Consider the following 19,327-nt stretch of genomic DNA (forward strand, 5'->3'; position numbering starts at 1 on the left):
GGGGAGGTCACGCGGCCTGGCGGACGACCTCGTTCAGGAACGCCGCGTTGCTGCGGGTCTCGCGCAGCCGGTCCAGGAGGAGCTCCAGGGCCTGCGTCTTGTCCAGCGCGCCGAGGGTGCGGCGCAGCCGCCGGCGCAGGTCCAGCTCGGCGGCGGGGATCAGGATCTCCTCACGCCGGGTGCCGGAGGCGTCGAGGTCCACGGCCGGGTACAGCCCCCGCTCGGCCAGGGCGCGGCTGAGCCGCAGCTCCATGTTGCCGGTGCCCTTGAACTCCTCGAAGAGGTTGTCGTCCATCCGGGAGCCGGTCTCAACGAGGGCGGTGGCGATGACGGTCAGCGAGCCGCCCTCGCGTACGTTGCGGGCCGCGCCGAAGAAGCGCCGGGGCGGGAGCAGCGCCTGCGCGTCGATGCCCCCGGCGAGGATGCGGCCCCCGCCGGGGGCCAGGTTGTTGTACGCCCGGCCGAGCCGGGTCAGCGAGTCGAGCAGCACCACGACGTCGCGTCCTCGCTCGACCAGGCGCTTGGCGCGCTCGATGGCCAGCTCGGCGACGGCGGTGTGGTCGCGGTCGGGACGGTCGAAGGTGGAGGCGGCGACCTCGCCGCGGACGGTCTCGCGGATCTCGGTGACCTCCTCGGGACGCTCGCCGACGAGCACCACCATCAGGTGGCACTCGGGGTGATTACGGCCGATCGCGGCGGCCACGGCCTGCAAGACCATGGTCTTGCCCGCTTTCGGCGGCGCCACGATCAGGCCGCGCTGCCCCTTGCCGATCGGGGCGAACAGGTCGATCACCCGGGTGGTGACGGCGTCGCCGCCGCCTTCGAGGCGCAGCGGCTCGCGCGGGTGGATCGGGGTCATCTCGGCGAAGACGGGCCGGTCGCGCCGGCGGGCCGAGCCGTTGACGGACTCGACCGTGGCGAGCTGGGTGTACGGCTTGCGCGCGGTCGCCTCGACCAGGTCGCCGTGGCGCAGGCCGAAGCGTTTGACCTGGGTGAGGGGCACGCGTACGTCGTCGCGGCCGGGCAGGAAGCCATTGCGCCGGATATATCCGGCTTTGTCGCCACGTAGGTCGAGCAACCCGGCCACGGGCTCGCCCTGCCCGGCGATGGGCTCGCCCTGCGCGGCCGTGCGCGCGGACGCGGCCGGATCGTCGTCGTCGGAGAAGTCGCCGTCGGAGAAGATGATGCTGGTCATGGCCCTCCTAACGAGGGGATGAGGGCCGCGCCGGGGTGTGCGGAGGGGTCCGCCGCGCGCGGCGGACCGGACCTGGAAACGCCCCAGCGGGGCGGGGTGAACGGCCGCCCGCGGAACGGGGCGGCGATGAGGAAACCGGCCGGACCAGCCCGCCCCCGATCGGACCATCGGGTGGGCACGGCGTCAACGGCCGCCTTCAGCGTACATCGCGGGGCGTCGCTTGACGAGGGCTTGCAATCCGCGTCGCACGGCTGCAAGTCGTCTGCAGTCGGCGATCAAGCCGGGTGCGGTCTCATGGATCCCGAGAGGAACCAAGGGGATGACGAAGATGAAGACCACCTGCTGCCCGCGCTGCCGTACCGCGCTCGACGAGGGACCGGTCGTCTACCGCTGCGCCACCTGCCGGCGCGCGGTGTACGCCGCCGACCTGGACCGCGACTACGTGCCGGCGCACGCCGCGCGCACCCGCGCGCTCGCCGCGGTGTGACGCTCACAGACTCTGGGAGAAGGATGTACGGCTCCCGCTGAGGGGGCGGGAGCCGTACCACCGGCTCCGGGGCCCGTAGGGGACGCGGGTCCCGGGTAGTTCGGGGGGAGCACGCGGGGAAGGTGCTCGGCACCGGGGATCGGGGGATCACCGGGGCCAGATCGGGGGGAGCGCTCCGGGGGGAGCGTTCGTACGGCCGGGGGGAGCGCTCCGGGGGGAGCGCCGGCTGCCGGGGGACACGGGGACCGGGGGGACACGGGGGAAACAAGGGGAAACGGGGGGAACAAGGGGGAACCCGGGGGGGATACCGGGGGAACCGGGGGCGTCGGGAAGGCGGGGTGCCGCGCGGCTCGTGGGGGGCCATGCGACACCCCGCCTCAATGGCGTTTCGGCACCTTTCATCCGGGAAATACCCGCCTGCCGCGCTGAGCTGCGGCTATGCCGTTCCCGCCGGGCGTACCGGCCTCGGTGCGTGACCACCACGGCCTGACATGCGACGATAGTGAGGTAAATCACAACGGGCTCGATTACATCGCGCGCGAGTTAAGCGTGTACGCTGTTCTTGTCAGCGCGAACCGCCACCTACGGAAGGAACCACCATGTCCTTCGTCACCGTCGGCACCGAGAACACCACCCCGATCCGGCTCTACTACGAGGACCACGGCTCGGGCCGCCCGGTCGTGCTCATCCACGGCTACCCCCTCGACGGCCACTCCTGGGAGAAGCAGACCGCCGCCCTGCTGGAGGCCGGCTACCGGGTCATCGCCTACGACCGGCGCGGGTTCGGCCGCTCCAGCCAGCCGACCACCGGCTACGACTACGACACCTTCGCCGCCGACCTGGACATCCTGCTGCGCACGCTCGACCTGCGTGACGTGGTGCTGGCCGGGTTCTCCATGGGCAGCGGCGAGGTCGCGCGCTACATCGGCACCTACGGCGCCGCCCGCGTCTCCAAGGTCGCCTTCCTGGGCGGGCTGCCGCCGTTCCTGCTCAAGACCGACGACAACCCGGGCGGCGTGGACAAGTCGGTCTTCGACGGCATCCTGGCCGCGGTCACCGCCGACCGCTACGCCTACTTCGACGCCTTCTACGCCGACTTCTACAACACCGACGAGAACCTGGGCACCCGGATCAGCGACGCGGCGCTGCGGGCGAGCTGGAACGTCGCGGCCGGCGCCTCGGCGTACGCCTCGTCGGCTGCGGTGCCGACCTGGGTGACCGACTTCCGCGGCGACGTCGCGGCCGTGGCCGCCTCCGGGCTGCCGGCGCTGATCCTGCACGGCACGGCCGACCGCATCCTGCCCATCGACGCCACGGCGCGGGCCTTCCACCGCCTGCTGCCCGGCGCGACGTACGTCGAGATCGAGGGCGCCCCGCACGGCCTGCTGTGGACCCACGCGGCGGAGGTCAACGAGGCGCTGCTCGCCTTCCTGAAGGACTGATCCGGCGGGCGACGGCGGCCTAATTCCTCGTGTACGAGCAAATCGTAAGCGTTGCTGGTTGGGCTAGAATCGGTGCATGGCACCATCCTCCCCGACCGAAATCTCCGGCGGGACCGGGACCGCTCCCGCCGGGCCGCTGTCGCCGCTGCTCTGCTTCGACCTGTACGCCGCCTCGCGCAGCGTCACCGCGGTCTACCGCACCCTGCTCGACCCGCTCGGCCTGACCTACCCGCAGTACCTCGTGCTGGTGCTGCTGTGGCAGCGCCGGCGCAGCACCGTGCGCGAGCTGGTCGAGGAACTGCGGCTCGACTACAACACCATCTCCCCCCTGCTCAAGCGGCTGGAGGCGCGCGGCCTGCTGAGCCGGCACCGCCGCCCCGACGACGAGCGCTCCGTCGAGGTCACGCTCACCGAGGAGGGGCACGCCCTGCGGGAGCGGTGCGCGCACGTCCCCGACACCATCGCCGAGGCCATGGGCATCGACGCCGAGACGATGGCCGACCTGCAGCACGTGCTGCGCCGCGTCACCGCCTCCGCCACGGGCTACGCCGAGGCGCGCTGACCCGCGTCCCCCCGCCCGCCGGGCAGCGCGGCGAGGAAGGCGCGGGTCTGGGGGCGGGTGTCGTCCGCCCGCCAGGCGATGGCCAGCTCGGCCGGGGCCAGGCCGCGCACCGGCCGGTACGCCACCCCGGGCCGGGAGTAGAGCGTGGCGTTGCCCTCCGCGATCAGGGCCACGCCCAGCCCGCTGGTGACCGCCTCGAAGGTCTCATCGGCGGTGCCCGCCGTCGCCGCGATCACCGGCTCGTCGTCGCGGGCGTCGCGGGCCAGCCAGAAGTCCCGCAGCGGGCCGGCCTCGGCGGGCAGCGCGATGAACGGCTCCTCGCGCAGGTCGTCCAGGGTGACCTCCTCCTTGCCCGCCAGCGGATGCGACTCGGCCATGGCGATCAGCCTGCGCTCCACCGACAGCACCCGCGTGCGCAGCCCCGGCACCGCCGGCAGCCAGACGAAGGCCACGTCGGAGCTGCCGTCGGCGAGCCCCCCGCTCGGATCGGACCACTTCACCAGCCGCAGCGACAGCTCCCACCCCGGCATGGCGGCGCGGAACGCGCGCAGGGCCCGCTGCTGGATGCCCCGGCCCACGGCCGTCTGCATGCCGACCACCAGAGTCCCGCTCGGCACCGCCCCCCGCGCCGCCTCCACCCCGGCGTTCCACCGCTCCAGCGTCTCGCGCGCGTACGACAGCAGCGCCTCACCGTGCGGCGTCAGCGTCATCCCCGCCGGCACCCGCTCGAACAGCGGGAAGCCGAGCTGCCGCTCCAGCATCCGCACCTGCTTGGACAGCGCGGGCTGCGACACGAACAGCCGCTGCGCCGCACGGGTCACGTTCAGCTCCTCGGCCACCGCGACGAAGTACCGCAGATCCCGCAGATGCACGTCCATAACCAATGGCTATACCGGCTGGTCTTGGACCGCAAGGCGACGCCGGACCCAGGATGTCCGGTATGAGGACACGCGAGCTGGGCGGGCTGAGGGTGCCGGCGATCGGCTTCGGGGCCATGGTGCTCTCGCCCGGCATGTACGGCGACATCGACGACGACCGGGCCGGACGGGCGCTGCGGGCCGCGCTCGACGCGGGGGCGGCCCATGTGGACACCAGTGACGGCTACGGCGACGACGGGCACAACGAGCGGCTGGTCGGCCGGGCGATCAAGGGGCGGCGGGACGAGGTGGTGCTGGCCACCAAGTTCGGCCTGGCGGTGCCGGAGGGGGAGCCGAGCCGGTCCTTCCCGGTGGGCTACGCGTTCGGGGAGCTGCGGGTGAACGCCGAACCGCGCCTGGTGCGCCGGTACGCCGAGCGCAGCCTGGCCAACCTGGGCACCGACGCGATCGACCTGTACTACCTGCACTTCCCCGACCCCGGGGTGCCGATCGAGGAGACCGTGGGGGCGATGGGCGAGCTGGTCGAGGCCGGGCTGGTGCGCCATCTCGGGCTGTCCAACGTGACCGCGGACCAACTGCGGCGGGCGTACGCGGTGCATCCGATCGCGGCGGTGCAGGTGGAGTGGTCGATGTGGCGGCCGGTGGACCCGGAGTTGCGCGCCGCCGCGCGCGAGCTGGGCGCGGGACTGGTCGCGTGGAGCCCGCTGGGCAGCGGCTTCCTCGCCGGCGCCGTGCGCGAGGTGGGCGCGGACGACTTCCGCCGCCACGCGCCGCGCTTCTCCGCCGAGAACCTGGCCGCCAACTACGACCGCTACGCCCCCGTACGCGACCTCGCCGTCGATCTGGGCATCACCCCGGCGCAGCTCGCCCTGGCCTGGCTGCTGTACCAGGACGACCACGTGGTGGCGATCCCGGGCAGCCGCACCCCGGCCCACATCGAGGAGAACGCCGCCGCGGCCGGGTTCACCCTGCACCCGGACACGCTGGCCCGGATCGAGCGGGCCCTGGAGAAGTTCGACGTCAGCGGCGGGACCCTGCTGTGAGGGCCGGGACGAGGGCGCTGGCCGCGCTGGCGCTGGCGGCGGCGTGCACGGCGTGCGCGGGCCCGGCGGAGCCGCCCGCCCAGACTCCTGCCCAGACCTTCACGCCGACCCCTGCCCGGCCCTCCGCGTCGGCGCCCGTCGCGTCGTCGGTGCGGGGGGTCGATCCGGCGGCGCAGGCGTACGTGGACGCGGTGAACGCACGGGACCTGGACGCGCTCGTGGCGTCCTTCGCCGAGGACGGCGTGATCGTGGACGTCTCGCGCGAGATCCGGGGGGCCGAGGAGATCCGGGGCTGGGCCGAGCGCGAGGTGATCGGGGGCAGGCTCGACGTGCTGGAGATCGTCGAGCCCCGCCGCGACGGTCAGAAGCTGCTCGTACACTGGGCCCCCGGTGGCAGCGACGGCTGGCGGGCCCACTACGATTTCACCGTCGCCGACGGCAAGATCGTCCGCGCCGACCTCCAGTACGCCGATTAGGCGAGCGCGGCACCGTACCGCATGCGAGGCGCGTCCGGCTCTCAGTGTCCCGCGCTCGCACTGCCCCGACCCGGGCCCGGCGCTGTCTCATGAATTCATGGCCGAGCTTGGCATCAGGGATCTGGGGACCGTACTGGCGGATTCTCATGCGATGCGGGGGGCGCCGGTGTTCGTCTGGGACGCCACCGACGCGGGCGGGCACGAAGTGTCCGGGGTGACGCGCACCTGGGGTGACGCGATGAAGGCGCTGCTCAAGGCGCTCGGGGACATGCCGGAGCCGGGCGCGGAGGGCAAGATCCGCAGCGCCTGGCCCAATCCGCTGTCGCGATATCCCGCCTACATGTACGGCGGCGTCGTGATGCGCGGGCGGCGCGACCTGCGCACGGGCGCGCTGGTGTTCGAAGGGGCAGGGGTCGCGCGGGCGTAGGCTGGCCCGATGGGACATCAGGCGCGGACGGCGGGCGGCATCGAGATCGTGCCGCTGTGCGACGCGGTGGGCCCGATGGGGCCCTCGCTGCGCAAGCCCCTGCCCGAGACCTTTCCCGGGTCGCGGGCGGAGGACTTCGCCGAGGACGTGTGGGTGCTGCACTTCCACTGCTACCTGCTGCGCGACCGGCGCGGGCGTACGGTGCTGGTGGACACCGGGATCGGCGACGCCGGGTCGCCGGCGGCGAGCTGGGCGCCGGTGCCGGGCGGGCTCGCCGGCGAGCTGGCCCGGGTGGGCGTCGCGCCCGCCGACGTGGACACCGTGATCCTGACCCACCTGCACAGCGACCACGCGAGCGGGGCCGTCGCGGGCGGCGAGGCCGTGTTCGGGCGGGCCCGGCACGTGCTCCAGCGCGCCGAGGCGGAGGCGGCGGCCGGGCCGGTGCGCGAGGGCGTGCTGCGCCCGCTCGGCGAGCGGGTGCACCTGGTCGAGGGCGACGCCGAGGTGGTGCCGGGGGTGAAGGTGGTGCTCGCGCCCGGCCACACGCCGGGGCACCAGGTCGTGCGGGTGGGCGACGTGGCGATCACCGGCGACCTGGTGCTGCACCCGGTGCAGCTCCGCGACCCCGCTGTCACCTACGTCTACGACGACGATCCGGTGCGCGCTGCGGCCACGCGGGCGGAGCTACTTGACCGGCTGCGCGCCGAGCGCGGCGTGCTCGCCACCGCCCACTTCGCCGAGCCGTTCCTCCAACTGGGCGAGTAGCCTGCGGGCCTTGACCCGGTAGCGCAGCACCTGCACCGCGCCCAGCACCCACACCGGATACTGCACCGCCAGGGCCGCGCGGTAGTCGCCGCCGGTCGCGTCGAGCAGCACGCCGACCAGGGCGATCACCGCCATCGAGGCGACGAAGCCGCCGCCGTTGACGATGCCGGTCGCCACGCCGATGCGCGCGGCCGGGTTGAACGTGCGCGCGTAGTCGAAGCCGATCATGGAGCCGGGGCCGTTGGAGGCCAGCACCACCACCAGGACGACCAGCAGCCAGAGCGGGGCGCGGCCCGGCCAGAGCAGGACGGCGGTCCAGGCGGCGGCCGTGCCGCCGATCACGGTGAGCACCATCCAGGAGCGGCGCAGCGGGAAGCGCCCGGCCAGGTAGCCGAGCGGCGGGCCGCACACCATGCCGACCAGGGTGGTCGTGGTGAGCAGCACGCCGGCGGCGGCCGGGGTCTGGTGCTGGCTCTCGACCAGGAACGGGTAGCCCCACAGCAGCAGGAACGCCGCCGCGGACGACTGGGTGGCGGCGTGGGTCCACATGCCGAGCCGGGTGCCGGGCTGGGCCCAGGCGGCGCGCAGCACCGGCTCCCGCGCGCCGGGCTCGGGACGCCGGTCGCGCAGCACGGCGGCCAGCATGAGCACCGCGGCCACGCCGATGCCGGCCGCGCCCAGGAACGTGGCCGTCCAGCCGTACTCGTGCAGGCTGTGGATCAGCGGGACCGCCGACACCACCGCGCCGAGCTGCCCCAGCAGGCCGGTGAGCTGCACCAGCAGTGGGTTGCGGCGGGCCGGGAACCACAGGTTGATCATCCGGATGACGCTGATGAAGGTCATCGCGTCGCCCGCGCCGATGAGCATCCGGCCGGTGACGGCGAGGAGGAGGTCGTCGCCGAGGGCGAAGACGAGCTGCCCGCAGGACATCACGGCCGCGCCGGTGATCAGCATGCGCTTGGAGCCGAACCGGTCCACCAGCATGCCGACCGGGATCTGCATCGCGGCGTAGACGAGGAGCTGGAGCATCGCCAGCATGGCGAGCCCGGAGGACGCCACGCCGAGCCGGGCGGCGGCTTCGAGGCCGGCGACGCCGAGGGACTGGCGGTGGAACACCGCGATGACGTAGGCGATGACGCCGATGGACCAGAAGAGCAGCACGCGTCGCGACGACACCGCTCGCTTCACCCCCAGAAATTCCAGGGATGATTCTACCTTTGGGTAGTAAATCGCTGTTTACGGGGGTGTGTCGGCATAAATTGCCTGAGCCAGGCGCAGGCTCAAGGCTCAGGCCGACCGTTGCCCGCGATCGGCCCGCCCCCCAAGGCTCCAGCGCGCCCTCGGGAACCCCGGGCGCTCAGCCTGCATTCCGCACTCCCGCTTGACGACCGGTAACGATCAGGGAGAGTGGCGATCCCGGCACCCTCGTTACCAGCGGAGAACCGGTCCGTGCGGAATGCGGGCTCAGGGAATGGTGCGGATCTTGGCCACCATGTCGGCCTTGTAGCGGTACGCCTCCGCCAGCGTGCTGCCGTCGCGCAGCGCGATCACCACGTTCTCCTCGGCGTCGGCGTACGCGCAGGCGTCGCCGAGCACGTCGTCGTCGCTCGGCAGCACCACGACGCCGTTCCAGTCCATGACGATCGAGTCGCCGTCGGTCACGGTCACCCCGGAGATCTCCACCGGCTCGCCGATCGAGGCCACGTGCACGTCGAAGCCGGGACCGGCGGTCGCCTCGTACAGGGCCCAGACCGGCAGCTCCAGGTCGCGGAAGGAGTCGGCGTCGCGCACCCCGCCCTCGACCAGCACCCCGAAGGCCCCGCTCGCCAGCGCCGCCCTGGTCAGGATCTCGCCCCAGACCGCACCCGCCGCGACCTGGGCGCCCGCGATCACGATGATCCGGCCTTCGAGATCCTCATCGAGCAGCCGATGCAGCGGTTTCAGGCCCTCCGGTCCGGGGCCTTTGGCCAGCCTGATCGTCCGGGCGGCGCCCAGGATGGCCTGCGACCGGTAGACGGGCCGCAGCGGCGGGCTGAGCCAGCCGTTCTGCCCCCGGAGCTGGAGTACGTCTGCGATCGCGGTGGTCGGAGGGACCACGGTAAATCACCCCTTAGTGCCTGGTAAGGAGAAATTTGCGGATCTTGCCTACGGACGTGCGGGGTAGCGCCTCCACGACCTCGAACCGGGCCGGCCGTTTGGCCTTGGCCAGCCGCTCCGCACACCAGTCCCCGAGATCGCGCACGTCGGCGCCGTCGCGCGGCACGACGTACGCGACGGGCACCTCGTCCCGCACCGGATCGGGCTCGCCCACGACGGCCACCTCGAACACGCCCGGATGCCCGGCGATCACGCTCTCGATCTCCACGACCGAGACGTTCTCGCCCGCCACCTTGAGCACGTCGCCGCCGCGCCCGGCGAAGAACACGTTGCCGTCGTCATCGACGGTGCCACGGTCACCGGTCACGAACCAGTCCCCCCGGAACGACGCCCTCGTGGTCTCGGGATCGTCGAGGTAGCCCGCGAACAGGGTCGTGCCCGGGTCACCCCCGACGAGTATCTCGCCCTCGGTGCCCGGCGGGGCGGGTTCGCAGGTTCCCGGCGTGGCGACCAGGACCTCGCACCCCAGCGTCGTGCGCCCCATCGACCGGGGCAGCGGTCCCACGGCGGGGTTGGTCAGCACGGCCGGGATCGTCTCGGTCATGCCGTAGAGCTGCCGGGGCGCGCAGCCGAGCAGCGCGGCCATCTCGGCGTACTGCTCGTCGGTGAGGTTCTGCGCGTACCAGCAGTGCACCAGCCGCAGCCCCGGGACGGGGGTGTTGCCCCGGGCCAGGATCATCCGCATCGGCGCGGCGAACAAGCTGGCGTGGGTCGCCTCGTGCCGCGCCGCCTGGGTGAGGAAGCGGGTGGCCGAGAACGCGTGCATCAGCGCCACGCTCGCCCCGGCGGAGATCGCCGCCGCGAACGAGTAGTACTGCGCGTTGGCGTGGAACAGCGGCAGCACCACGAGCTGGCAGTCATCGGCCCGCAGCGCCGCCGCGGCGGCCATGACGTCGCCGGCGAAGGCGTAGTTGGCCTGGGTGACCACCACGCACTTGGGCGCGGAGGTGGTGCCGGAGGTGAACATCAGGCCGAGCGGGTCCAGCGGCCCCGGCCGCCCGTACGCCACCGCCGGCCCGGCCAGGGAGTCGAGCGTGACGTCCGACTCGGACACCTCCAGCACGGGGACGCCGGCGTCGAAGCCCTCGGCGCGTACGGCGAGCACCGCCGAGGTGCGGCGCAGCAGCCCGGCCAGCTCGGCCGGGGGCGCGGACGGGTCGCAGGCCACCATCGCGGCGCCCAGCTTGGCGCAGGCCAGCCAGATCGCCACGAACGCCGGCGAGTTGCGCAGCGCCAGCCCGACCCGGGCGCCGGGCGTGACGCCGCGCGCGGCGAGCCCGCCCGCCACCCGGTCCACGAGCGCGTCGAACTCGCCGTACGTCCACTCGGTCACCCCGCCGTCCGGCCCCTCCCAGATCAGGAAGGGCCGGTCGGCGCCGGCCGCGACGGCGGCCGTCCAGCGTGCGGTGAACGTCACGGGGCCCCGTATCCGCCGCCGCCCGGCAGCTCAAGGCGGACGACATCGCCCGGTTGCAGCGTGATCCTGGCCTGGGTGCGCACCGGCTCGCCGTTGACCAGGAACCGGCCCGTGGCCCCCGGGCCGCCGCCGAACACCCCGCGCGGCCCGCGCGCGAGCCGGCTGGTCACCGCGTTCAGGGTCCACGGCGCCTTGGTGTCCACGGTGAACTCGATGGTCTGGCCCAGGCCGCCGGGGAAGCGGCCCGCGCCGCCGGAGTCGCGGCGCAGCTCCTTGCGCAGGAACCGGATCGGGGCCGACCCCTCCACGACCTCGATCGGGACCGCCGCCACCCCGGTCGGGTAGGACGTCGCGGACAGGCCGGGCTTGCTCGCCCGCGCCCCGACGCCCCCGGCGTAGGTGAACATGGCCGTGATGAACGGGCGGCCGTCGTCGTGCTGCCCGCTGACCTGCATCGTCCACACCGCCGCCGAGCCCTCGGCCATGACCGCGTCAGGCAGCACCTGGGACATGGCCCCGAGGAGCGGCATGGGCAGGAACATCCCCACGACGTGCCGGGCGGTGCACGGGGACGGCGGCACCGCGTTCACGATGCTGCCCTCGGGGGCCTCCACCCGGATCGGCGCCAGCGAACCGGCGTTGTTGGGGATCTCCGGGTTGAGCAGGCTGCGCAGGGTGAACGTGGTGTAGGCGTGGGTGTAGTTCTTCACCACGTTGATGCCGTACGGGCTGGCCCCCGACGAGCCGGTGTAGTCCACCAGGATCTCGCCCGCCGCGGCGTCGATCGTCACCGCCACCTTGATGGTGATCTCCGAGCCGTCGGCCAGGTCGAGCACCGAGGTCGCCTCGTACGTGCCGCCCTTCAGCCCCTTGATCGCGCGCCGGGTGGCGTCCTCGGAGCGCTCGATCACCACGTCGGCCAGGTCCTCGATGTCGTCCAGGCCGTAGGTGTCGAGCAGCGTGCGCAGCCGCTGCGCGCCGACCTCGCCGGAGGCGATCTGCGCGTGCAGGTCGCCGGCCATGTGGGTGGGCTGGCGCACGTTGGCCAGGATGAAGTCCCACACCGGCGGGTTGCGCTCGCCGCCGGTCATCAGCTTGCTGATGGGGATCCACAGGCCCTCTTCGAACACGTCCCGCGCGCCCGCGCCGATGCCGTACCCGCCGACGTCGGTGTGGTGGATCGTCGAGCCGAAGAACGCGATCACCCGCCCGTCGCGGAGCACCGGCACCAGCACGGTGACGTCCAGGAGCTGCCCGGCCGTCTTGTACGGGTCGTTGGTGATCAGCACGTCGCCCGGTTCCAGCGAGTCCACCGGGTGCCGGTCCAGGATGTTGCGCACCGCGATGGCCAGCGAGTTGATGTGCCCGGGGGTGCCGGTCACCGCCTGGGCCACCATCCGGCCGCGCCGGTCGAACAGCGCGTTGGCCAGGTCGCCCGCCTCGCGCACGATCGGGCTGAACGCGGCCCGCTGCAGCGCCCTGGCCTGCTCGTTCACCGTGGAGACCAGCGAGCCCCACAGGACTTCCAGCTCGATCGCGTCGAAGGTCCGCACGGCCATGTCACGCCTCCCGCGTGGCGATGATGGAGCCGTCGGCCGCGACCTCGCAGGTCCAGCCGTCGGGCACGACGGAGGTGGTCTCGCGCTCCTCCACCAGCGCGGGGCCGGCGAACCTGTCGCCCGCGCCCAGCTCGGCGCGCCGGTAGACGGGCACGTCGAGCGGTTCCGCACCGCGCCGGAACCGCGCCCTGCGGGTCCCGTACGCCGTGGGCGTGCCGCTCCCGGCGGGCAGCGCGGGCACCTCGAACGGCGGGGCGTCGGACCAGGCGGCCACCCGCCAGGTCACCACCTCGACCGCGACGTCGGGGATGCGCAGGCCGTACACCCGCTCGTAGGCCCGGTGGAACTCCTCGGCGGTCTCGGCCACCGTCAGCGGCCAGCTCTCGCCCTCGCCCACCCAGACGGTGATCTCGTTGCCCTGCCCGGCGTAGCGCGCGTCGAGCCCGTAGCGGAACCGCACGCCCGCCGCGTCGGCCCCGGCCGAGGACAGGATGCGCCTGCCCTCCTCGCGCATCTCGTCCAGCAGCGCGTCGCGATCGGCCTCCACGCCGTCGCCGAGGGTGCGGACCATGCTGCGGGCCAGGTCGATCCGCACCGGGCTGACCAGGGTGCCGAACGCCGACAGCACGCTGGCGTTCACGGGGAAGATCACCCGGGGCGCTTCGAGCAGCGCGGCCACGCCGCAGGCGTGCACCGGGCCGGCGCCGCCGAAGGCGATCAGCGACACGCCGCGCAGGTCGATGCCGCGCTCGACGGCGTGCATGCGCGCCGCCGCGGCCATGTTCTGGTTGATCACCTCGTACACGCCGACCGCGGCCTCGTCGGGGCTGGTCTCCAGCCCTTCGGCGAGCGGCTGGAACGCCTCGCGCGCCCGGTCCAGGTCGAGCGGCATCTCGCCGCCCAGGAAGTAGGCCGGGTCGAGCAGGCCCATCACCAGGTCGGCGTCGGTGGTGGCCGGGACGGTGCCGCCGCGCCCGTAGCTCACCGGGCCCGGGTCGGCGCCCGCGCTGTCGGGGCCCACCTTGAGCAGGCCCAGGTCGTCGATGCGGGCCAGGCTGCCGCCGCCCGCGCCGATCTCCACCAGGTCCACCGACGGCACCGAGCACGGGTAGCCCGAGCCCTTCTTGAACCGGTAGACCCGGGCGACCTCGAACTCGTTGGTCAGCTCGGGCCGGTAGTCCTCGATCAGGCACGACTTGGCCGTGGTGCCGCCGAGGTCGAAGCAGAACAGGCGGTCCTCGCCCAGGCGGCGGGCGTACCAGACGCCGGCCAGGGCGCCCGCGGCCGGGCCCGACTCCACCAGCCGGATCGGCACCCTGCGCGCGTCGGCGGCGGAGATGACGCCGCCGTTGGAGAGCATCATCAGCACCGAGGCCCCGAAGCCGGTCTCGCGCAGCCAGCGCTCCAGCTCCTCCAGGTACGGCCCGATCACCGGCATCGTGGCGGCGTTGCACGCCGTGGTGATCATCCGGGGGTACTCCCGGATCTGCGGGGTGACCTCGAAGGAGGCGCACACCGGCACGCCCAGCCGCTTGGCCAGGCCCTCGGCCACCGCGCGCTCGTTGCCGGCGTTGGCGTAGGAGTTCAGCAGGCAGACCGCGACCGCCTCCACGCCGGACATCGCGGCGGCCAGCTCGTCCAGCGCGGCCTCGGTGGGGGCCAGGCGGACCTCGCCGGTCGCCATCGTGCGCTCGTCGATCTCGAAGACCAGCTCGCGCGGGATCGGCGGCGCCGGGAACTCGATCTGCAGGTCGTACATGTCGTAGCGGTGCTCGGTGCGGATCTCCAGCGTGTCGCCGAAGCCCTTGGTGGTCACGAGCGCCGCACGACCGGTCTTGCCCTCGATCAGGGCGTTGGTGATCAGCGTGGTGGCGTGCACGATCGGGCGGGTGATGTCGGCCGGGCGGATGCCGGCCTTGGCCAGCGCCGACATCACCCCGTCACGGACGCCGCCGAGGGGGGCCGAGGGCGTGGTGAGGGTCTTCTCCACCACCACGCGCCCGGACTCCGCCTCCAGCAGGACCACGTCGGTGAAGGTCCCGCCGATGTCGACGGCGAGCCGCCAGTCGCTCACCGTGTGGCCCCGGATGCGGCCCCGGATGCGGCCCCGTGCACGGCTTCGCGCAGCCGCTCCACGAGCTGGCGCGGCTTCTCCGAGCCCCACACGTTGCGGCCGAACGCGACACCGGCGCCGCCCGCCTCGACCACGCCCCGCGCCACCGCGACGAGCTGGTCCTCGTTGTCCATCTTCGGCCCGCCCAGCGCCACCACCGGCACCGGGCAGGTCTCCACCACCTTGGCGAACTCCTCAGGCGGGCCGGGGCAGACGGTCTTGATGATGTCCGCGCCCAACTCGGCCCCGATGCGGGCCGCGCGGGCGACGTTCTCGGCCGTCCACGGCACCGCGCGGGCCCAGCCGCCCGGGATCATCTCCGCCATCACCGGCAGGCCGAGCAGCTCGCACTCGGCGACCAGCCTGGCCAGCCGGCCCAGCGACTTGTCCTCGTCGGGCGCGCCCGGGAAGGCGAGCACCACGACGCAGTCGGCGCCGAGCCTGGCGGCCTGCTCCGCGTTGTACATGATCTGGTTCAGGTCGTTCGCGGGCAGGTCGCCCAGCTCGGAGGAACCACCGTCCACCCGCAGCACCAGGCCGGAGGAGGCGAACTCGCCGGCGTACGCGCGGGCCAGGTGCCAGGTCGCCAGCACGCCGTCGGGCCGCCCGGCCGCGATCTCGCGCATCGGCTCGCCCAGCGGCGGTCCCTCGCCCATGTACGCCGCGTGGTCGATCGCCACGAAGACGCTGCGCCCGTCGTCGCCGAACATCCGGCGCATCCGGCGGAGCTTGCCCGCCCCCACGGCGGAGGTGTACTGCACGGTGGTTCCCTTTCCAGCGAAGATGAATCAGCGCGAGATCTGACGCTCGAAGTCGGCGCCGTCCCAGTAGTCGACCCGGTGGGTGATCAACTCACCCTCGACGGTGAAGCGGAAGATCCCGCGGATGCGCACCGGAGCGCCGTTGTAGAAGAACGTCATCCGGTACGGCACGGCGGCCCGGTCCCCGTCCACGATCACGTCCTCGATCTCGTAGCTCAGCCCGGCGAACTCGTCCAGGAAGCCGGGCAGCCGCTCGCGGTACGCGTCGCGCCCGCGCAGGCTGGTGCCGGCCACCGACGTGTGCTCGTTGAAGAAGTCGGGCGCCACGCAGGCCGCGATCTCGTCGGGGTCGTGGCGGTTCAGCGCGTTGACGTAACGCACCACCGCCCGCCGGGTCACTGCCCCCAAAGCGTGCGAACCTCCTCGTACACCTTCTGGTCGTGGGAGATCTCGATCACGTTGCCGTCGGGGTCGGTCAGCGCGCAGACGTAGCCCACCGGCGGCGGGATGTCCTGCGGCTCCCAGTGCAGGCAGCCCATCTCGCGGGCCTTCTCCGCGATCCGGTCCACGTCCTCGCGGTTGGGCACCTCGATGCCGAGGTGGGCGAACGGCGTGAGCTGCGGCTGCTTCTTGCCCTTGTCCTTGGTGAACTCCACCAGGACCAGCACGAAGGGCGTCTCGACCTGCTTGTCGTTGGACAGCCACGCGTTGCGCCCGGAGGCGTCCTCGTGCGTCGAGACCAGGACCAGCGGGGTCATGGTGGTGTAGAACTCGATCGCCTTGTCGAGGTCGGAGCTGGGCAGCGCGACGTGGGTCCAGCGCGCTTCGGTGAGCTTCTTGCCGAGCACATCTACTCCTTTGTAGGGGTCAGTCCTTGTCAACGGGCCCGTCGAACTCGTCCGGATCGAGCGGCGTGGCGACGTCCTGCCGGATCAGGCGCATCATGTGCTGCGCCCGGCCCTCCCAGGTGCTCGCCGGCCCCACCCGGTAGAAAGGCGACCGCAGGTTCTCCATGAGCTGGGTCACCATGTCGGTGTCTTCCTTGTTGGTCAGGGCCAGGTTGTCGAGCTCCCGGTTCTGCAGCTCGATGTCGTCGCTGAGCCCGTAGATACGGGAGAACAGCCGCGACTTGTCGGGTGCGATCGGGTCCACTCTGACCATGATGAGCTGTGAGGCGTACGGCAGCGGCGTCAGGTTGGGGTAGATGAACTCCGCGTAGCTGCCCCGAAGGTCCTGCGTGTCCAGGTCCGTACGCCCCGCCGACATGTCGAAGCTGTCCGCGTGCGGCTTGTACCCGCTGGTCGTGCGCCCTTCGAAGCGCACGATCGTGTCCATCTGCTTGCGCACCTTGTTCAGGCGGCGGTGCACGAACCGCACGTGGTAGTCGTCGTTGGAGTTCTCGACGAACGCCTTCCAGTTGATCGGGTAGACCTCGTCAAGCTCGCGGTGGTACCGCTTGAAGGTGCCGATCTTGTACTTCTCGTACCTCGGCAGCAGCGGCGCGATCCACTCCTCGAACGTGGGCGCCTTGCGGGACAGGCAGCCGAACACCAGCTTGTCGAAGGCCACCTTCACCCGGATCGGGACCAGCCCGTACTCCTCCTTGGGGAAGTCGGGGCCGTACATCCGGTCCATGTCCGGGATGCTCAGCAGCCGGCCGTCGATCCCGTACGTCCAGGCGTGGTAGGGGCACGCCAGCGCCTTGTTGCAGAACCCGGCGGGCTCGAAGGCCAGCCCGGCGGCGCGGTGGCGGCAGTTGTTCAGGAAGCCCTTGACCGAGCCGTCCTCCTGCTTGATGACCAGCACCGGCTGGGAACCGATCATGCCGGTGATGTAGTCACCCGGCTTCTGCAGGTCCTCGGTGTCGCCGAGCCAGACCCAGGAGCGGCCGAAGACCCGGATCATCTCCAGGTCGAACAGGTCCTTGTCCCAGATCTCCCACGGCTGCAGCATGTCGCTGGGCAGCGGCGGCTCGACCAGCCCTTCGCTCTCACGCTTCCACTGGGCTTGCCGCTGCACGACCCGTTCGTGCAGGGCTCGCTCCGCTTTCTCATCCGCGAGCAAGAGATTGCCTCCCGTCCTGCTCAACTGCGACTGGCCGACGTCTCGGACGCTATGTCCGGGCTCCCCGGCCCCTCCATGTGCCCCCAGCCCAAAGATCGGGGGTCGGCACTGCTCCCGGAAGCCATCGGTACGCGAGCGCCGGACGTGGCAGGGTCGTACAGGTGGAATACCGAACTCTCGGCCGTACGGGCATCCAGGTCAGCCCGCTCTGCCTCGGCACGCTGCTGCTCGGCTCGTGGGGCACCACCGACGAGGACGAGTGCCGCCGCATCGTGCACACCGCGCTCGACGCGGGCATCAACTTCATCGACACCGCCGACGTGTACTCCTTCGGCGAGAGCGAGCAGATCGTCGGGCGGGCCATCAAGGGCCGCCGCGACGACATCGTGCTCGCCACCAAGTTCAACAACCCGATGGACGACTCGCCGAACCGGCGGGGCAACTCGCGCCGCTGGATCATGCGCGCGGTCGAGGACAGCCTGCGCCGGCTGGACACCGACTACATCGACCTCTACCAGGTGCACCGCCCCGACCCCCTCACCGACATCGACGAGACGCTGGGCGCGCTGTCCGACCTGGTGCGCCAGGGCAAGGTGCGCGCCATCGGCACCTCGTCCTTCCCGGCGGAGGAACTGGTCGAGGCCCAGTGGGCCGCCGAGAGGCGCTCCCGGGAGCGCTTCTCGACCGAGCAGCTCTCGTACTCGATCCTGGCCCGGCACGCCGAGGCCGCCTCGCTCCCGGTCGCCGAGAGGTACGGCCTGGGCGTGATGGTGTGGAGCCCGCTCAACGGCGGATGGCTGACCGGCAAGTACCGCCGCGACGCCCCGCCGCCGAAGGACTCCCGGGCCAGCACGAACGCCGAGCACTTCGACTTCCGCGCCGAGTCGGTGCGGGAGGTGAAGCTGGAGCTGACCGAGAAGCTGGGCGCGCTCGCCGCCGAGGCGGGCATGTCGCTGATCCACCTGGCCCTCGGCTTCGTGCTGTCGCACCGCGCCGTCACCTCGGCCGTGATCGGCCCGCGCACGGTGGACCAGCTCGCCTCGCAGCTCGGCGCCGTCGAGGTGAGCCTGACCCCGGCCGTGCTGGACGCGATCGACGAGATCGTGCCCCCCGGGACCAGCCTCAGCTCCTACGACATCGGGTACACCCCTCCGGCCCTGACCGACGCTACTCTTCGCCGGCGTCCTCACCAGCCGGGTCGGCGGGCTTCCACCACATGACGATCTGGTTGCCCCACGGGTCCAGGAACGACGCGTGGTGCCCGTCGAACTCCTCCCAGTAGGTCTGCTCCCACAAGGCGGTGGCCCCCAGGATCACCGCCTTGTTCAGGTACTCCCCGGGCGGGCCGTCCACCAGGATGTACGTGCGCGGCTGGAGCCCGGAGCGGGGCTGCGGCGGGCGCGGCGCCGGGTCGGGCACCTGCTCCCGCTCGCTCCACAGCCCGAGGTGCAGGCCCTCGCCCGGCACCACCTGGTGGAAGACCCCCTGCGGCCGGCCGTTGATGGTCCAGCCGAACAGCTCCTTGTAGAACGCCGAGGTCGCCTCGATGTCGGGCGTCGGCAGATCGACGAAAACCAGCGTGTTCGCCACGGTCAGCTCCTGATCACTTGTAGTAGGTGCCCTTGTCGCGCCACAGCACGATCTCGTTGCCCCAGGGGTCGCGGAACGCCGCGTGGCGGCCGTCGAACTCCTCCCAGTACGTCTCCTCCCACAGCACCGTGGCCCCCAGCTCGACCGCCTGGGCCAGGAACGCGGGCGGCTCGTCCACCATCACGTACACGCGCGGCACCGGCCCGGTGACCGGGGTCTCCTCGCGGTGGATGCCCAGGTTGGGCTTGACGCCGGGCAGCACCTCGTGGAACTCGCCGGCCGGGCGGCGGTTGATCTGCCAGCCGAACAGCTTCTCGTAGAAGGCCGACATGGCCTCGGGGTCGGGTGTCGGGAAATCGACGAAGATCACTGGATTGGGCATGAGGGGGCC

The 19,327-nt window shown here is 72.2% G+C and carries 21 protein-coding genes; 8 read left to right on the forward strand and 13 right to left on the reverse strand.

Annotation, left to right across the window (positions count from 1 at the left end; genetic code table 11):
- Positions 1–7 precede the first annotated feature (7 nt).
- Positions 8–1,195 (reverse strand): transcription termination factor Rho, encoded by a 1,188-nt coding sequence (gene rho, locus HNP84_RS03165; RefSeq protein WP_246517715.1) that lies wholly within the window; start codon positions 1,193–1,195, stop codon positions 8–10.
- 319 nt (positions 1,196–1,514) lie between these two features.
- Between rho and HNP84_RS03170 the strand changes: the two genes are divergently transcribed.
- The 3 genes from HNP84_RS03170 (at position 1,515) to HNP84_RS03180 (ending at position 3,686) form a co-directional block, all read left to right on the forward strand.
- Positions 1,515–1,682: a hypothetical protein gene (locus tag HNP84_RS03170; RefSeq protein WP_185047882.1), complete on the forward strand. Its 168-nt coding sequence runs from the start codon at positions 1,515–1,517 to the stop codon at positions 1,680–1,682.
- Between the two features lie 599 nt (positions 1,683–2,281).
- On the forward strand, positions 2,282–3,124 hold the full coding sequence (locus HNP84_RS03175; RefSeq protein ID WP_185047760.1) for an alpha/beta fold hydrolase: 843 nt from the start codon (positions 2,282–2,284) through the stop codon (positions 3,122–3,124).
- Between the two features lie 76 nt (positions 3,125–3,200).
- Positions 3,201–3,686: a MarR family winged helix-turn-helix transcriptional regulator gene (locus HNP84_RS03180; RefSeq protein ID WP_185047761.1), complete on the forward strand. Its 486-nt coding sequence runs from the start codon at positions 3,201–3,203 to the stop codon at positions 3,684–3,686.
- Here the strand turns inward: HNP84_RS03180 and HNP84_RS03185 are convergent.
- Positions 3,668–4,564: a LysR family transcriptional regulator gene (locus HNP84_RS03185; RefSeq protein WP_185047762.1), complete on the reverse strand. Its 897-nt coding sequence runs from the start codon at positions 4,562–4,564 to the stop codon at positions 3,668–3,670. The genes HNP84_RS03180 and HNP84_RS03185 overlap by 19 nt on opposite strands.
- Before the next feature lie 62 nt (positions 4,565–4,626).
- Between HNP84_RS03185 and HNP84_RS03190 the strand changes: the two genes are divergently transcribed.
- The 4 genes from HNP84_RS03190 (at position 4,627) to HNP84_RS03205 (ending at position 7,275) form a co-directional block, all read left to right on the forward strand.
- Positions 4,627–5,607, forward strand: a complete 981-nt coding sequence (locus HNP84_RS03190; RefSeq protein WP_246517716.1) for an aldo/keto reductase — start codon at positions 4,627–4,629, stop codon at positions 5,605–5,607.
- On the forward strand, positions 5,604–6,083 hold the full coding sequence (locus tag HNP84_RS54690; RefSeq protein WP_185047764.1) for a nuclear transport factor 2 family protein: 480 nt from the start codon (positions 5,604–5,606) through the stop codon (positions 6,081–6,083). Before HNP84_RS03190 ends, HNP84_RS54690 begins: the two co-directional genes overlap by 4 nt.
- A gap of 97 nt (positions 6,084–6,180) precedes the next feature.
- Entirely contained in the window at positions 6,181–6,510 is a 330-nt protein-coding gene (locus tag HNP84_RS03200; RefSeq protein WP_185047765.1) for a hypothetical protein, read from the forward strand.
- A gap of 9 nt (positions 6,511–6,519) precedes the next feature.
- Entirely contained in the window at positions 6,520–7,275 is a 756-nt protein-coding gene (locus tag HNP84_RS03205; RefSeq protein WP_185047766.1) for an MBL fold metallo-hydrolase, read from the forward strand.
- Here HNP84_RS03205 and HNP84_RS03210 read toward each other — a convergent pair.
- The 9 genes from HNP84_RS03210 to HNP84_RS03250 form a co-directional block, all read right to left on the reverse strand.
- Complete coding sequence (locus HNP84_RS03210; RefSeq protein WP_185047767.1) at positions 7,195–8,451, reverse strand: MFS transporter; 1,257 nt, start codon at positions 8,449–8,451, stop codon at positions 7,195–7,197. The genes HNP84_RS03205 and HNP84_RS03210 overlap by 81 nt on opposite strands.
- A gap of 288 nt (positions 8,452–8,739) precedes the next feature.
- On the reverse strand, positions 8,740–9,372 hold the full coding sequence (locus HNP84_RS03215; protein ID WP_185047768.1) for an RraA family protein: 633 nt from the start codon (positions 9,370–9,372) through the stop codon (positions 8,740–8,742).
- A 13-nt stretch (positions 9,373–9,385) separates the two neighbouring features.
- Entirely contained in the window at positions 9,386–10,849 is a 1,464-nt protein-coding gene (locus HNP84_RS03220; RefSeq protein ID WP_221335747.1) for a class I adenylate-forming enzyme family protein, read from the reverse strand.
- On the reverse strand, positions 10,846–12,408 hold the full coding sequence (locus HNP84_RS03225; RefSeq protein WP_185047769.1) for a hydantoinase B/oxoprolinase family protein: 1,563 nt from the start codon (positions 12,406–12,408) through the stop codon (positions 10,846–10,848). The genes HNP84_RS03220 and HNP84_RS03225 overlap by 4 nt, the downstream gene beginning before the upstream one ends.
- A gap of 1 nt (position 12,409) precedes the next feature.
- Entirely contained in the window at positions 12,410–14,482 is a 2,073-nt protein-coding gene (locus tag HNP84_RS03230; protein WP_185047770.1) for a hydantoinase/oxoprolinase family protein, read from the reverse strand.
- A complete protein-coding gene (locus HNP84_RS03235; protein ID WP_185047771.1) occupies positions 14,479–15,282 on the reverse strand; it encodes a class I fructose-bisphosphate aldolase in 804 nt (267 codons plus the stop codon). Before HNP84_RS03235 ends, HNP84_RS03230 begins: the two co-directional genes overlap by 4 nt.
- Positions 15,283–15,309: 27 nt before the next feature.
- Positions 15,310–15,681, reverse strand: a complete 372-nt coding sequence (locus tag HNP84_RS03240) for a nuclear transport factor 2 family protein (protein ID WP_312923572.1) — start codon at positions 15,679–15,681, stop codon at positions 15,310–15,312.
- Positions 15,678–16,130, reverse strand: coding sequence for a VOC family protein (locus tag HNP84_RS03245; protein WP_185047773.1), 453 nt, complete (start codon positions 16,128–16,130; stop codon positions 15,678–15,680). The genes HNP84_RS03240 and HNP84_RS03245 overlap by 4 nt, the downstream gene beginning before the upstream one ends.
- Positions 16,131–16,149: 19 nt before the next feature.
- Positions 16,150–17,301 (reverse strand): aromatic ring-hydroxylating oxygenase subunit alpha, encoded by a 1,152-nt coding sequence (locus HNP84_RS03250; RefSeq protein WP_185047774.1) that lies wholly within the window; start codon positions 17,299–17,301, stop codon positions 16,150–16,152.
- A 206-nt stretch (positions 17,302–17,507) separates the two neighbouring features.
- On the opposite strand from HNP84_RS03250, the gene HNP84_RS03255 reads away from it, so the two are divergent.
- Positions 17,508–18,566: an aldo/keto reductase gene (locus HNP84_RS03255; protein WP_185047775.1), complete on the forward strand. Its 1,059-nt coding sequence runs from the start codon at positions 17,508–17,510 to the stop codon at positions 18,564–18,566.
- On the opposite strand, the gene HNP84_RS03260 is transcribed toward HNP84_RS03255, so the two are convergent.
- Entirely contained in the window at positions 18,514–18,936 is a 423-nt protein-coding gene (locus HNP84_RS03260; protein ID WP_185047776.1) for a VOC family protein, read from the reverse strand. The two genes, HNP84_RS03255 and HNP84_RS03260, sit on opposite strands and share 53 nt — an antisense overlap.
- 13 nt (positions 18,937–18,949) lie before the next feature.
- The gene (locus HNP84_RS03265; RefSeq protein ID WP_185047777.1) at positions 18,950–19,318 is read right to left on the reverse strand and encodes a VOC family protein; all 369 of its coding nucleotides are present in this window, start codon (positions 19,316–19,318) and stop codon (positions 18,950–18,952) included.
- Positions 19,319–19,327: the final 9 nt, after the last annotated feature.

The organism is Thermocatellispora tengchongensis, from assembly GCF_014202315.1.
In the GTDB taxonomy this organism is placed as follows: domain Bacteria; phylum Actinomycetota; class Actinomycetes; order Streptosporangiales; family Streptosporangiaceae; genus Thermocatellispora; species Thermocatellispora tengchongensis.

What these genes read in the sequence shown, in the direction of transcription:
- HNP84_RS03175 (WP_185047760.1), top strand. Translation starts at nt 2,282, where the DNA reads ATGTCCTTCGTCACCGTCGGCACCGAGAACACCACCCCGATCCGGCTC.
- HNP84_RS03190 (WP_246517716.1), top strand. Translation starts at nt 4,627, where the DNA reads ATGAGGACACGCGAGCTGGGCGGGCTGAGGGTGCCGGCGATCGGCTTC.
- HNP84_RS03225 (WP_185047769.1), bottom strand. Translation starts at nt 12,408, where the DNA reads ATGGCCGTGCGGACCTTCGACGCGATCGAGCTGGAAGTCCTGTGGGGC.
- HNP84_RS03170 (WP_185047882.1), top strand. Translation starts at nt 1,515, where the DNA reads ATGACGAAGATGAAGACCACCTGCTGCCCGCGCTGCCGTACCGCGCTC.
- rho (WP_246517715.1), bottom strand. Translation starts at nt 1,195, where the DNA reads ATGACCAGCATCATCTTCTCCGACGGCGACTTCTCCGACGACGACGAT.
- HNP84_RS03185 (WP_185047762.1), bottom strand. Translation starts at nt 4,564, where the DNA reads ATGGACGTGCATCTGCGGGATCTGCGGTACTTCGTCGCGGTGGCCGAG.
- HNP84_RS03200 (WP_185047765.1), top strand. Translation starts at nt 6,181, where the DNA reads ATGGCCGAGCTTGGCATCAGGGATCTGGGGACCGTACTGGCGGATTCT.
- HNP84_RS03180 (WP_185047761.1), top strand. Translation starts at nt 3,201, where the DNA reads ATGGCACCATCCTCCCCGACCGAAATCTCCGGCGGGACCGGGACCGCT.
- HNP84_RS03265 (WP_185047777.1), bottom strand. Translation starts at nt 19,318, where the DNA reads ATGCCCAATCCAGTGATCTTCGTCGATTTCCCGACACCCGACCCCGAG.
- HNP84_RS03205 (WP_185047766.1), top strand. Translation starts at nt 6,520, where the DNA reads ATGGGACATCAGGCGCGGACGGCGGGCGGCATCGAGATCGTGCCGCTG.